Source organism: Pseudoclavibacter sp. VKM Ac-2867, from assembly GCF_015351275.1.
GTDB lineage: Bacteria > Actinomycetota > Actinomycetes > Actinomycetales > Microbacteriaceae > Pseudoclavibacter.
Genome location: NZ_JADKSL010000008.1, coordinates 1 through 13685, shown reverse-complemented (window position 1 = coordinate 13685; position 13685 = coordinate 1). Strand labels below are relative to the sequence as shown.

Annotated in this window: 12 protein-coding genes; all 12 read right to left on the bottom strand. The window is 68.6% G+C overall.

Annotated elements, in window-relative coordinates:
- Nucleotides 1-15 precede the first annotated feature (15 nt).
- Nucleotides 16-612 carry an SMC-Scp complex subunit ScpB gene (gene scpB, locus ITJ67_RS09380; RefSeq protein ID WP_194677444.1) on the bottom strand — a complete coding sequence of 199 codons (597 nt, stop codon included), beginning with the start codon at nt 610-612 and terminating at the stop codon, nt 16-18.
- Nucleotides 605-1471, bottom strand: a complete 867-nt coding sequence (locus ITJ67_RS09375; protein ID WP_416362314.1) for a segregation and condensation protein A — start codon at nt 1469-1471, stop codon at nt 605-607. The genes scpB and ITJ67_RS09375 overlap by 8 nt, the downstream gene beginning before the upstream one ends.
- Nucleotides 1455-2327 (bottom strand): ParA family protein, encoded by an 873-nt coding sequence (locus ITJ67_RS09370; RefSeq protein WP_104242275.1) that lies wholly within the window; start codon nt 2325-2327, stop codon nt 1455-1457. The genes ITJ67_RS09375 and ITJ67_RS09370 overlap by 17 nt, the downstream gene beginning before the upstream one ends.
- Complete coding sequence (xerD, locus tag ITJ67_RS09365; protein WP_194677443.1) at nt 2324-3286, bottom strand: site-specific tyrosine recombinase XerD; 963 nt, start codon at nt 3284-3286, stop codon at nt 2324-2326. Before xerD ends, ITJ67_RS09370 begins: the two co-directional genes overlap by 4 nt.
- A gap of 11 nt (nt 3287-3297) precedes the next feature.
- On the bottom strand, nt 3298-3942 hold the full coding sequence (locus ITJ67_RS09360) for an NUDIX domain-containing protein (protein WP_104242279.1): 645 nt from the start codon (nt 3940-3942) through the stop codon (nt 3298-3300).
- Entirely contained in the window at nt 3939-5645 is a 1707-nt protein-coding gene (locus ITJ67_RS09355; RefSeq protein WP_160074366.1) for a CTP synthase, read from the bottom strand. Before ITJ67_RS09355 ends, ITJ67_RS09360 begins: the two co-directional genes overlap by 4 nt.
- Before the next feature lie 26 nt (nt 5646-5671).
- Nucleotides 5672-7420, bottom strand: a complete 1749-nt coding sequence (recN, locus tag ITJ67_RS09350; RefSeq protein WP_160073960.1) for a DNA repair protein RecN — start codon at nt 7418-7420, stop codon at nt 5672-5674.
- The gene (locus tag ITJ67_RS09345; protein WP_104242281.1) at nt 7417-8340 is read right to left on the bottom strand and encodes an NAD kinase; all 924 of its coding nucleotides are present in this window, start codon (nt 8338-8340) and stop codon (nt 7417-7419) included. Before ITJ67_RS09345 ends, recN begins: the two co-directional genes overlap by 4 nt.
- Nucleotides 8337-9218, bottom strand: coding sequence for a TlyA family RNA methyltransferase (locus ITJ67_RS09340; RefSeq protein WP_236558535.1), 882 nt, complete (start codon nt 9216-9218; stop codon nt 8337-8339). The genes ITJ67_RS09345 and ITJ67_RS09340 overlap by 4 nt, the downstream gene beginning before the upstream one ends.
- Nucleotides 9215-9385 carry a hypothetical protein gene (locus ITJ67_RS20255; RefSeq protein ID WP_160073958.1) on the bottom strand — a complete coding sequence of 57 codons (171 nt, stop codon included), beginning with the start codon at nt 9383-9385 and terminating at the stop codon, nt 9215-9217. Before ITJ67_RS20255 ends, ITJ67_RS09340 begins: the two co-directional genes overlap by 4 nt.
- Nucleotides 9382-10419: an HAD-IIA family hydrolase gene (locus tag ITJ67_RS09330; protein WP_194677442.1), complete on the bottom strand. Its 1038-nt coding sequence runs from the start codon at nt 10417-10419 to the stop codon at nt 9382-9384. Before ITJ67_RS09330 ends, ITJ67_RS20255 begins: the two co-directional genes overlap by 4 nt.
- Before the next feature lie 156 nt (nt 10420-10575).
- Nucleotides 10576-13428 (bottom strand): hypothetical protein, encoded by a 2853-nt coding sequence (locus ITJ67_RS09325; protein WP_194677441.1) that lies wholly within the window; start codon nt 13426-13428, stop codon nt 10576-10578.
- Nucleotides 13429-13685 lie beyond the last annotated feature (257 nt).

Sequence of the window (13685 nt, the reverse complement as noted above, 5' to 3'; positions counted from 1 at the left end):
GCGCGCCCTCGCTGATCACTCATGGAATCCGTCCTGTCCTTCGTCGAGCAGAGGTGAAATCTTTGGCAGCTCGTCGAGCGAGTTGAGTCCCAGGTGCACCAGAAGCGCCTGGGTCGTGACGTAGCGAATGGCCCCGGTCACGTCATCGTGGCCGTCTTCTGCGATGAGGCCACGTGCTACCAGAGTACGCACCACCGAGTCGACGTTCACAGCGCGGACCTGCGCCACCTGCGAACGGGTGATGGGCTGACGGTAGGCGATGACCGCGAGCGTCTCGAGCGCAGCCTGCGAGAGCCTCGACGGCTGGCGGGTGAGCACGAAGTCGGCGACGATGTCATCGAGCGTCTCGCGCACGTAGAGCCGCCATCCCCCGCCCACCTCGCGCAGCTCGAAGCCGCGCTCCGGCCCGCCGAGGTCGCCGTTGTAGTCGGCGACGAGCCGGCCGATGGATGCTCGGACGTCGGAGACGGGGCGGCTGACGGCGCCGGCGATGGTCACGAGCGACAGTGGCTCGTCGGCGACGAAGAGGATCGCCTCGACGGCGCGGTCGAGCTCGACGCTTGGCTGCTCGCCCCGATCGGAGGGCTGCTCGGTCGCGGTGAGGTCAGTCATCGTCGTCTCCGAGGCTCGAGAGCTGCGCCGCATCCCAGTCCTGCGCGTCCCACTGCACGATGAGCTCACCGAGCGGGGACTCCTGCTCGAAGCTCAACGCGGCCCTGCGGTACAGCTCGAGGAGGGCCAGGAAGCGCGCGATGACCACACCGCGAGCGCTGGCGTCGGCGACGAGCTCCCGGAAGGTGCGCGGTTCGCCGTCCTGGAGGACCGCGACGAGGATGCGGGCCTGCTCTCGGATGCTCACCTTGGGAGCGTGGAGGTGGGTGAGGCCGACGGTCGGGATCTCTCGTGGCGCGAGCGCGAGCGTCGCGAGCGCAGCGAAGTCGGCGGCGGACAGCGTCCAGACGAGCTCCGGGATGCGCTCTCGGAACTTCGCCTCCAGGGGCACGGCACGCGTCGTGCGCTGCCCCTCGACGCCGAGCGCTGCCGCGAACCATGCGGAGACCTCCTTGAACGCCTTGTACTGCAGGAGGCGTGCGAACAGGAGGTCTCGTGCCTCGAGGATCGCCACGTCCTCCGCATCCACGTACTCGCCCTGCGGAAGCAGGCTGACGATTTTCATGTCGAGCAGCGTTGCCGCGACGACGATGAACTCACTCGCCCGATCGAGCTCCTCCGGCGTCGACAGGTCGTTCAGGTACCCGATGAACTCGCTCGTGACGCGGCTGAGCGACACCTCGGTGATGTCCATCTCGTGCTTCGAGATGAGCGTCAGCAGGAGATCGAACGGGCCCTCGAAGTTGCTGAGGGAGACACGGAAGTCCGCGTCCGGGGCCGCCTCGATGTCGGCGGCGGCCGAGCTCCCCTGCCTGGCCGGAGTGGCCCGTGCGGTCAGCGTGCTAGGCGACGGCGCCACGTTCGACCAACTCGCGCGCGAGCTGGTGGTAGGCCTTCGCCGCGGTGTGCTCTGGAGCGAAACTGACGATGGGCACGCCGGCGACGGAGGCGTCGGGGAACTTCACCGTGCGGCCGATGACCGTGTCGAAGACGCGGTCGCCGAACGCCTCGTAGACGCGGTCGAGCACCTCGCGCGAGTGCAGGGTGCGGCCGTCGTACATGGTCGGCAGGATGCCGTCGAGCTCGAGCGAGGGGTTGAGGCGGTCGCGCACCTTGTCGACGGTCTCGACGAGCAGTGCAACCCCGCGGAGCGCGAAGTACTCGCACTCGAGCGGGATGATCACGCCGTGGCTGGCGGTTAGGGCGTTGACCGTGAGGAGGCCGAGCGAGGGCTGGCAGTCGACGATGATGACGTCGTACTCGCTCGAGACCTTGCGCAGCACACTCGCGAGGATCTGCTCGCGCGCGACCTCGGTGACGAGGTGGACTTCCGCAGCAGAGAGGTCGATGTTCGCGGGCATCACGTCGAGGCCGGGGAAGGCCGTCGGCTGGATGACCTCGTGCGGGTCCTTGACCGTGCCGATGAGCAGGTCGTAGACCGTCGGGGCGTCGTAGGTGCGAATGCCGAGGCCCGCGCTCAGCGCACCCTGCGGGTCGAAGTCGACGGCGAGCACACGGCGGCCGTAGAGCGCGAGCGAGGCGCCGAGGTTGATGCTCGTCGTGGTCTTCCCGACGCCACCCTTCTGGTTGCACATCGAGATGATGCGCGCAGGGCCGTGGTCGTCGAGTTCCTCTGGCACGTCGAAGTGGTTATAGAGTCGCGTCGACACCGCGCTTGCGCTGCGGGGAGTGGATTCGATGGTCTCTTCGCTCATGACCTCTGCATCCTATCCCCGGCCTGGCCTCCGCCGAGGGTGGCGCGCGGATGGCTCGTCGCGTAGACGTCCCGGAGCGTGTCGGCCGTCACGAGCGTGTAGATCTGAGTCGTCGAGACGGAGGCGTGGCCGAGGAGCTCCTGCACGACGCGCACATCCGCTCCGCCCTCGAGCAAGTGCGTCGCGAACGAGTGGCGGAGTGTGTGCGGGGAGACGCGTCCGGCGAGGTCCGCCCGCGCTGCGATCGCGTCGAGCAGGTTGAAGGCGCTCTGCCGGGAGAGCCGCGCACCGCGCGTGCCGAGGAACAGCGCCGGGGTTGCGCTCCCCCGCGAGGAGAGCTCGCGTCTCGCTCGAACGAGGTAGCGGTCGAGGGCTCGCTGCGCGAAGCTGCCGACCGGCACGATGCGCTGCTTGTTGCCTTTGCCCCGCACCCGGAGGATGCCGGGCTCGAGCAGGTCATCGACGTTGAGGTCGACGAGTTCGGAGATGCGCGCGCCGCTCGCGTAGAGGAGCTCGACGAGCGCGGTGTCGCGCATCGCCTCGAGCGTCTCGCCGTCTGCTGCCTGCAGCAGCCGCTCCACCTCGGCCACGGTGAGCGCCTTCGGGAGCCGTGACGGCAGCTTGGGCGCGCGCACCCGCGCGGTGGCGTCCACCTCGAGCACGCCCTCGTCGAGCAGGAACCGGTGGAAGCCGCGCACCGAGGACAGCGTCCTCGAGACGGAGGAGGCGGCCAGCTGCTCGCCGTCGCGCAGGTGCGCGAGGAAGGCGGTGACGTCCTCGGGCTTCGCGGCCGCGACCGGGCCGCGGTCACCCTGCTCGAGCCAGTCGAGGTACTTGACGAGGTCTCGCCGGTAGGCCCCGAGGCTGTTGGCGGAGAGGCCGCGCTCGATCGTCAGATGCCTGAGGTAGGTATCGAGGCGGGCCGCGTCCGACGCAGCCTCGACCGGATCCGCGGCCATGGGCTGGCCGACTACTCTGGGCGCCCCGGCGAGCGGGTCGGCCAGGCCGCGTCCGCGGGTCGGAGCGTCGAGAAGGAGCGTTCCTTCGCGAGGTGGAGCGCCATGACGCCCGAGACGACGAACGGGTTCTGCACGGAGCCGTCGAGGACGGCCTCGAGCGCGTCGGGAAGAGCAACCCAGCGCTGCTCGAGCTCGGCCTCCTCGCCGGTGCGATCGAACGCCTCCGGAGTGGCCGAGAGACCGCGGGCGAGGTAGACGCGCACGTTCTCGCTGCTGCCCCCCGGCGAGGTGTACTGGTCGAGCAGCACGTCCCAGCGGTCCGCGAGCAGGTCGACCTCCTCGCCGAGCTCGCGCTTCGCGGCGTCGAGCGGGTCCTCGCCGGGCGCGTCGAGGAGCCCTGCCGGCAACTCCCAGTCGCGCCGCCCGACCGGGTGACGGTACTGGCGGATAAAGAGGATGCGGTCGGCGTCATCGAGCACGAGCACTGCGACCGCTCCCGTGTGCGACATGAACTCCCGCGTCAGCACCTCTCCGCCGAAACGGAACCGCTCGCGGACGATGTCCCAGACGGCGCCGCGGAAGACGACGCTCGACTCGAGCACCGTGTCTTCCGCGACCGCGTCGGCGAAGGGCCCCGATTCAGCGGACGAGGTCACTGCTGGACCTGGTCCACGTCCTGCACGCTCTCCTCGACGTCGACGAGGCGACCGGAGCGCTGACGCTCGAGGCCGGCGGCGACGAGGCCGGAGAACAGCGGGTGCGCGTTGTTGGGGCGCGACTTGAGCTCGGGGTGCGCCTGCGTGGCCACGTAGAACGGGTGCACCTCGCGCGGCAGCTCGACGTACTCGACGAGGGTGCCGTCCGGTGAGAGTCCCGAGAAGTGGAGGCCCGCATCCGAGATCTGATCGCGGTACGCGTTGTTCACCTCGTAGCGGTGACGGTGGCGCTCCTCGACGAGGGTCGAGCCGTAGAGCTCGGCGATGATGGAGCCCTCATCGAGGGCTGCCGGGTAGGACCCGAGGCGCATCGTGCCGCCGAGGTCGCCGGTCTCGATGATGTCGACCTGCTCGGCCATGGTCGCGATGACGGGGTTCGGCGTCTCCGGGTCGAACTCGGACGAGCTCGCGTCGCTGATGCCGACGACGTTGCGTGCGTACTCGATGACCATGCACTGCATGCCGAGGCACAGCCCGAGCGTGGGGATGCGGTTGTCGCGAGCGAAGCGCAGGGCGCCGAGCTTGCCCTCGATGCCGCGGATGCCGAAGCCGCCTGGCACGCAGATCGCGTCGACGTCGCTCAGCTGTGCTGCGGAGCCCTCTGCCGTCTCGCACTCGTCGGATGGGATCCAGCGCAGCTTGACGCGCGTCTGGTTCGCGAAGCCGCCGGCCCGCAGCGCCTCGGTCACGGACAGGTAGGCGTCGGGGAGGTCGATGTACTTGCCGACCAGGCCGACCGTGATCTGATGCTTGGGCTGGTGGACGACCTCGAGCAGGCGCTCCCAGGCGCTCCACTCGATGGGCTCGGCGGGGAGTTTGAGCTGCTCGATGATGTACTCGTCGAGTCCCTGATCGCGCAGGACGCGCGGGATGTCGTAGATCGACGGCAGGTCGATGGTATTCACGACCGCGCGCTCCGGCACATCGCACATGAGGGCGATCTTGCGCTTGTTGCTCTCGGTCACCGGGCGGTCGCTGCGCAGCACGAGCGCGTCCGGCTGGATACCCGCGGAGCGGAGAGCCGCGACCGAGTGCTGGGTCGGCTTGGTCTTCTGCTCGCCTGAGGCCCCCATGAACGGGACGAGCGAGACGTGCACGAAGAACACGTTGTCGCGTCCGAGCTCATGGCGCAGCTGGCGGGCCGACTCGATGAATGGCTGCGACTCGATGTCGCCGATCGTGCCGCCGACCTCGGTGATGATGACGTCGGGGCGAGGCTCCTCGCTGGCCTGGAGGCGCATGCGTCGCTTGATCTCGTCGGTGATGTGCGGGATCACCTGGACCGTGTCGCCCAGGTACTCGCCGCGGCGCTCCTTGGCGATGACGCTCGAGTAGATCTGCCCGGTCGTGACGTTGGCCGACTGCGCGAGGTCGACGTCGAGGAAGCGCTCGTAGTGGCCGATGTCGAGGTCGGTCTCAGCCCCGTCGTTGGTGACGAACACCTCGCCGTGCTGGAACGGGTTCATGGTGCCCGGGTCGACGTTGAGGTACGGGTCGAGCTTCTGCATGACGACGCGCAGGCCTCGGGCCCTGAGGAGGTTGCCCAAGCTGGCAGCGGTCAAGCCCTTGCCGAGAGAGGAGACCACGCCCCCGGTCACATAGATTTGCTTGACAACGGCCTGGTCGTTTCCCGCAACTGGGATATCTGCGCTAGTCACGGAATTCCATGTTAGCCGACGGACCGCGATCCGTCTGCGCCTGACGCTGTGCGATTCGCCGCGGCGAGCTCGAGCAGCTCCTCTGCGTGGGCGTTCCCGGTCTCGCTGGAGGAGAGTCCCGACAGGAGCCTGGCGATCTCCTGCGTCCGGTCTGCGCCGCTGATCCGGCGGATGCTGGAGGTCGTGAACTGTCCGTCGCTCGACTTCTCGATGCTGATGTGGTTGTCCGAGAACGCCGCGACCTGCGCCAGGTGCGTGACGACGATGACCTGAGCGTTCGCGGAGAGCCGCTGCAGGCGGCGCCCGATCTCGATGGCCGCGGACCCGCCGACGCCGGCGTCGACCTCGTCGAACACGAGGGTCGGCACTGAGCTCACGTCCGCCAGCACGACTTCGAGCGCGAGCATGACGCGAGAGAGCTCGCCGCCGGACGCGCCCTTGCCGAGCGGGGCCGGCTCGGTTCCTGGATGCGGACGGAGCATGAACGCGACCCGGTCGCCGCCGTGGGCCGCGATTTCGTCGAGCGGGGTGATCGCCACGGTCAGCTGGGCTGCCGGCATGGCCAGCGCGTGGAGCTCCTCCGTGACGCGCGCCTCGAGCACCGCAGCCGTCGCGGTCCGCAGTTCCGTGAGGCGCGCAGCCGCGGCGGCGAGCGCCTCCTCCGCCTCGGCGATCTGGGTCTCGAGCTGCTGGATGCGCGTCGAGTCGTTCTCGAGTTCCAGCAGCTTCATGCCCGCTTGGGAGCCGAGCTCGATCACGTCGTCCAGCGTCGGTCCGTAGGTTCGTGTGAGGCTCGTGAGCAGCGTGAGCCGCTCGTTGAGCTCCGCCAGTTCACCGCTTCCCTCGGCTTCGAGTCCGTCGAGGTAGCTGGCGAGGCGCAGGCCGAGCTCGTCGATCGCGAACGAGATGTCAGCCGCCGCCTGTCCGAGCTCGCCCAATGCGGGGTCGCTTGCTGTCGCGCTGTCGATGAGGGCTCGCACCTGCGAGACCAGCTCGGTGGAGCTCGCGCCGCCCTGTCCGCCGAAGCCTGCGGAGCTGTCACCGGCGAGGAGCTCGTGCGCCTGGCCGACGTCGCGCCGGAGCGCCTCGAGGTTGGAGAGCCGCTCGATGCGGGCGAGAAGTGTCACGTCCTCCCCCGCTTGCGGCTCGGCCGGCTCGATGTCGGCGAGGGCTCGGCGCAGTCGGGCGGCTTCGAGCTCGCGCTCGGCCTCAGCATCGCTCAGCGTCTGCAGCTCGGCGCGCAGCTCCCCCCGGCGAACATGCGCCTCGCGAACCACGGTGCGCGCGCTGCGCAGCTCGGCGCCACCGAACGCATCCAGCGCGGCACGCTGCGCACCCTCGCTGCGAAGCCGCCACTGGTCGCTCTGCCCGTGCACCACGACAAGGCGCTCTCCGAGGTCGGCGAGGATCGAGGCTGGCACCCCGCGCCCGCCGAGCCAGGCTCGGCTCCGCCCCTCGGCACTCACCTGGCGGGCCACGAGGAGCTCGTCGTTCTCGTCGAGCTCTGCGCCCGCGTCTGCCGCGAGGCGCGCTGCAGCGCTGTCGGCGTTGAGCTGCCAGCGCCCTTCCACGACTGCCTTGCTCGCGCCCGATCGCACCGCGTCCGCGGAGGCGCGCCCGCCGCGGAGCAGGCCCAGCGCTGTGACGATCATGGTCTTGCCTGCGCCGGTCTCCCCCGTGATCGCGGTGAAGCCGGGGCCGAGGGGAAGCTCGGCGCGTTCGATGACGCCGAGGCCGGAGATGTCGATGTCAAGAATCATGCGCGTGCGGGTCCTCGCCATCCTGAAGTCGGGAGTTGGAATTTTTCGACAAGTCGTTTGCTGAACGGCGCACTGTGGAGTCGCGCCAGCCGGATCGGGGCGCCTCCGCGCGTTGCCGTCACGCGGGAGCCCGCCGTGAGGTCGTAGGTGCGTCGCCCGTCGCACCACAGCACACCCGGCGTGCCGGTGCGGGGAATGATCTCCACGGCGAGCGTCGAGCTCGGTCCAACGACGATGGGCCTCGCGAAGAGGGCGTGCGCGCTGATCGGCACGAGCAGCAGCGCCTCGACTGTCGGCCACACGATGGGACCGCCCGCGGAGAACGAGTAGGCGGTGGAGCCAGTCGGAGTCGAGAAGATCGCGCCGTCTGCGCCGAAGCTGAGCAGCGGCTGCCCGTCGACCTCGAGAACCAGCTCGAGCATCCGCTCACGGCTGGCCTTCTCGATGGATGCCTCGTTGAGGGCCCAGGTCTCGTAGACGGTCTGGCCGCCGAGCGTGACCCGGACGTCGAGCGTCATCCGCTCCTCGACCTCGTAGTCGCGATCGAGGGCTCGTCCGACGGCGTCCGCGAGCGAGTCTCGCTCACTCTCGGCGAGGAAGCCGACGTGACCGAGGTTGACCCCCAGAATCGGGACCCCGGCATCGCGCACCAGTTCAGCGGCACGCAGGATGGTGCCGTCGCCCCCGAGCACGATCGCGATCTCGACTTCGTCGGCCGCGAGCTGATCGCCGAGCGCCATGGTCGTCCGGGGCACCCGGTTCCTGTCGAGGCGCAGCAGCTCGCGGTGCGTCGAAGGCTCGAGCACGGGAACGACACCGGCATCGTCGAGCAGCTGCAGCACCGTCATGGCCGCCTCGATGGCGTCTTCGCGTGCGACGTGGCTGACGACGAGGATCCGCCGCTTCGAGTTCCCGCTCATCGATCTGCCTCCAAGTCCTCCGCTTCGACGATGGCTCGCCGCAGAGTGTCGAGTCTGTCAGCATCCGCTGGACTCGAGCCTCTCGACGTGCGGAAGACAGCGACGAATTCTGAGTTCCCGTGCGTTCCCACGATGGGAGACGGCCGCAGGGAGACGAGTTCGAGCCCGCAACTGGCGGCTTCTAAGAGCACCCGCTCGAGCGCGGGCGCGACCAGCTTGCGGTCGTGGACGATGCCGCCCTTGACGCCCGTACGCCCGACCTCGAACTGCGGCTTGATGAGCAGCACGGCGTCGACGGTCCCGGGCGCCATCGCCAGGATGGGGGCGATCACCTTGGTCAGGGAGATGAATGAGAGATCGCCGACGACGAGGTCGATATCGGCGGAGCGCACGGGCGATTCCGCCGCCGCGAGCAGTTCGTTGAGCTGCTCGGCGTCGACGAACCGGGCGTTGACGCCTTCCAGGTTCGACACGCGAGGATCATCGCGCACCGAGGGCGCCAGCTGGTCGTGCCCGACGTCGAGTGCCACGACGTGACGTGCGCCGCGAGAGAGCAGCACCTGCGTGAAGCCGCCGGTGGATGCGCCCACGTCGAGCGCCACTCGACCAGTGGGGTCGAGCGTCGGTACCGCGTCGAGACCTGCGACGAGCTTGTGCGCAGCGCGTGAGACGAAGTCATCTCCCCCAGCGATCGTCAGCTCGTCGTGGTCGGCGACGCGAAGGCCCGTCTTGCTCGCCTGCACACCGTTCACGGAGACCAGGCCGGCCTCGATGAGACGCGCTGCGGCCGTGCGGCTGCGCGCGAGCCCACGCTGGGTGAGCTCGGTGTCGAGGCGCTTGAGCGGGCCGCCCTCGGGGCTCGTGATCGGACCGTTCACGCGCTGTCCCCGTCGAAGAGCTGCACGGGAGTGCTCTCCAGGAGCTCCCCCAGCTGCTGGTGCAGCTGCGAGAACTCTGCCGCACGCTCCGAGACGGGCAGGGACGCGATGCGATCGAGCTCGGGGGCGAGCTCCGCGTCGCCGCTCCCGCCTGCGTCGACGCTCACGACGCGAGTTCCGAGTACAGCACCTCCGGCACCCGGAGCGCGTAGATGAGCTTCTCTGAAGCCGCGATCGCCGCGCACCCAGCACGGAGGAGGTTGATGGGCGAGGATCCGGCGCGGTCGACGATGACGTCGATGCCACGCACCGTGACCTGCGCGTCTCCGACGCGCGCAACGGCCACTTCGGCCTGTGGACGCTCGCTGACGACCTTCGGGTACGGCTGCGAGAGCTCGCGAAGGTCGCTCAAGATGAAGTCGGGACGCTGACCGGGGGGCGCTGCAATGAGCTGCTTGGGACGGTCGACGCCCGTGAGCACGAACGCCGAGGCCATGCCGGCGTTCGAGGCCCCCTTGATGTCGGTGTCGAGTCGGTCGCCGATGAACAGCGCCTGCTTCGCGTCGAAGCGGCGCACCGCCTCATCGAAGATCGCCTTCTCCGGCTTCCCGGCGACGAGCGGCAGCTTCTGCACCGCCGTATGCACGGCCGACACCAGCGTTCCGTTGCCCGGGGCGATGCCACGAGCGACAGGGATCGTCCAATCCTGATTCGTCGCGACCCACGGGATGTCCCGTGCGAGCGCGAACGAGGCCTCCGCGAGGTGCTCCCAGCCGACGTGCGGCGCGAAGCCCTGGATGACCGCGTCAGGTTCGTCGTCCGCGGATCGCGTCACGCGGAATCCACCCTTCGCGAGTTCGTCGATGAGACCGTCCCCACCGACGACGAGCACAAGCGCGCCGGGAGCCACCTGGTCAGCGAGGAGACGCACCGCCGCCTGCGGACTCGTCACGACGTCCTCTGCCGTGAGTGTGAGCCCCAGCTCGCGCAGATGCTGCGCAACCTGCTCGTCGGTCCGCGAGGCATTGTTCGTGATGTACCCAGAACGGAGACCGGCCGGCGCAAGCGCGTTCAGGCTCTCCACCGCGTACGGCACCGGGTTCGGTCCGCGGTAGACGACGCCATCCAAGTCCGCCAGCACCACGTCCACGCCGTCGAGCGGGGCAGGCCCGGTTCCGGTGCTCTTCTTGAACAAAGCCATCAGGATCTCTCGTCTCTCTCAGCTCGTCGGCTTCGGCAGCCTGACTCTGGGGATCTTGCCGTCGACCCAGGCAGGATCGGCGCGATTGGCGCGCTGCAAGCGCTGCGGGCGGTCGCGGAGCGGAGCGGCGGAGTGATTCCGCCGCCCCGCGTCCGGTCACAGGTCGAAGAGGGGCTCGGGCTCGTCGCCCTTGCGCTTCTTCTCCTCGTCTTCGTTGTCGTCGTTCTCGTCGTTCTCGTCGTCACTGTTCTCATCGTCGCTAACATCAGCCGCCGATGCATCATCGGCAGGCGCGGTGTCAGCGTCTGACTCCGATGCGACCTCAGCTTCAGCAGGCGCCGGGACGACGTCGAGCTCGACGTCGACGGCGACAGGCGCGCTCTCGTGCTCGTCGATCTCGTGCTCGCCGGTCTCGAGATCCTGGTCATCCTCGGCAGCGGCGACGATCTCGTCGGCCTCTTCCTCGATTTCCTTCACCTCGTCGGCAGTCTCCGCCTCGGCGACGATCTCGTCAGCCTCTTCCTGAACCCCATCCAGCGCCTCGGCTTCAGCGACGATCTCGTCCGCCTCTTCCTCGACCTCGGCGACCAGTTCGTCGTCGAGCACGGCAGCGGCTTCGTCGATGACGTCGGCCTCAGCCTCAGCCTCAGGTGCGGGCTCAGCTGCGACCGTGTCACCGGCCGCCGCGAGCAGCTCATCCACCTCGGCTTCGAGGTCGTCCTCGTCACGCGAGTACTCCGCGGCCTCGGAGGCTTCGCCATCAGCGACGATTCCCGAGCCTTCGACAGCGCTCGTCGGGCCTTCGCCCACGATCTCGTCCTCGGCTGCGATCCCGTCCTCGTCGACCTGGTCCTCCTCAAGTGGGGGGAACTCGCCTTCGGTGACAACTTCGATCGTCTCGTGCTCGTCGTGCTTGACGGCGTCGAGAGCGTCCTGTGCCCTGGTGGCGAGGGCCGTCCACCGCTCCGCTTCTGCGGTGCGCTCGAGTTCCTCGAGCACCGTCGCGTAGGCGGCGAACAAGGCCGGGCTGTAGGAGTAAGCACGCTTGGGGTCGAGCTGGGGGATCTCGAGTTCGGCAAGCGCGAGCTCGGCGGCGCCCTGATCGAGACGCGCACCTGACATGGCGATAGCGACCTGTACCAGCTCGGCCGGGCCGAGACCCGTGCGATCGGCGGCGCGACCGAGCTCGAGGGCCCGGTCCGGGCGGCCGAGGCCGCGCTCGCTGTCGATCATGAGCGCCAGCTGGTCTTCCTTGCCGCTGATGCGACGGTAGGTGCGCAGCTCGCGAAGCGCCAACGCGTAGTCGCCGATCGTGTACGCCGTGATGGCGAGGGTCTCGCGCACCATGGCGATACGTCCGCCGCGGCGCGCCGCCGAGACGGCATGCTGATGGGCGAGCTCGGGATCACTGTCGATGAGGACCGATGCCATCACGAGGTGCCTGGCGACGAATTCCTGGTTGGTCGCCTCGAGCGTCTTCAGCTCGTTGCGGGCACCCTTCGGGAGATCGGACTCGCTGACCTCGTCGGGAACGATCGGGTCGATGTGTTCTGCCCGAACGGGGCGGAGCTCACGCGCGAGCAGCTCCTCCTCGGTCAGCTCCGGACGCTCAGGCGCCGGACGTCCGCGCCCACCCGAGAAGCCACGATCGTCGCGTCCGCCACGGCTGTCGCCACGGGGACCGGATGAGCGTCGCTCGCCGTCACGGGGAGGGTACGACTTGCGCTCACCGTCACGGGGAGGGTACGACTTCCGCTCACCGTCACGGGGAGGGTACGACTTCCGCTCACCGTCACGTGGTGGGTACGACTTGCGCTCGCCACGGTTGTCGTCGCGGGGCGCGTAGGACTTCCGCTCACCACGGTTGTCATCGCGGGGCGCGTACGACTTGCGCTCGCCACGGTTGTCGTCACGAGGAGCGTACGACTTCCGCTCACCGTCACGGGGCGGGAACGACTTCCGCTCACCGTCGCGGGGCGCGTAGGACTTCCGCTCACCACGGCTGTCGTCACGAGGAGCGTACGACTTCCGCTCACCATCACGGGGAGGGTACGACTTGCGCTCGCCACGGTTGTCGTCACGAGGAGCGTAGGACTTCCGCTCACCACGGCTGTCGTCACGAGGAGCGTAGGACTTCCGCTCACCATCACGGGGCGGGAACGACTTGCGCTCGCCGTCACGGGGTGGGTACGACTTCCGCTCGCCACGGCTGTCGTCACGAGGAGCGTAGGACTTCCGCTCACCACGGCTGTCATCGCGCGGAGCGTACGACTTCCGCTCACCATCACGGGGCGGGAACGACTTGCGCTCGCCGCGGTCGTCGCGGGAGTTGAAGGGACGACGCTCACCATCACGAGGCGGGTAGGACTTCCGCTCACCGCGATTGTCATCGCGGGGTGCGAAGGACTTCCGCTCGCCGTCGCGGGGAGGGTACGACTTGCGCTCGCCGCGGTCATCGCGGGAGTTGAAGGGACGACGCTCACCATCACGAGGCGGGTACGACTTGCGCTCGCCACGGTTGTCGTCGCGAGGGGCGTAGGACTTCCGCTCACCATCGCGGGGAGGGTAGGACTTGCGCTCACCACGGTTGTCGTCACGAGGGGCGTAGGACTTCCGCTCACCATCGCGGGGAGGGTAGGACTTGCGCTCACCACGGTTGTCGCCGCGGTCATCGCGGGAGTTGAAGGAACGACGCTCACCATCGCGGGGCGGGTACGACTTGCGCTCGCCACGGCTGTCATCACGAGGCGCGTACGACTTCCGCTCACCATCGCGGGGCGGGTACGACTTGCGCTCGCCACGCTGGCCGTCGTCACGGTTGTTGTAGCTGCGTCGCTCTCCCTGGTTGCGGTCGCCGCTGCCTGTGTAGGGCTTGCGGTCGCCGAACTGCTTGCGGTCGCCGCCGCGGGAGTTCGCATCCCGTCGCCCATCCTGGCCGCTGCGTTCCTGGCGGTTGCCGGATCCGCGTTCGTTGCTCGGGTTTCGCCGCTCGTTGTCGTTTGCGTCCATGAATAGCTCCTCGGGATGCGCTGTCGAATTGTTGTCGTGCTTGTATGAATGCGCCTCACCTTGGACGCTTGCGTCACCACCCAGCCTACGTCACAGCACTCCGGAGCTCAGGGACGTGCCCTGTGCTGCCGCCGGGGTACTTCGGCGCTGCGTTGTGTTGTCGCGGTTGGTGGCGAATGAAAAAAAGCCGGGGTTGATCATCGAGGAGCATCTCTGCTCACTCAACAACCAACCCCGGCTTATGAAGAAGTCCGGCG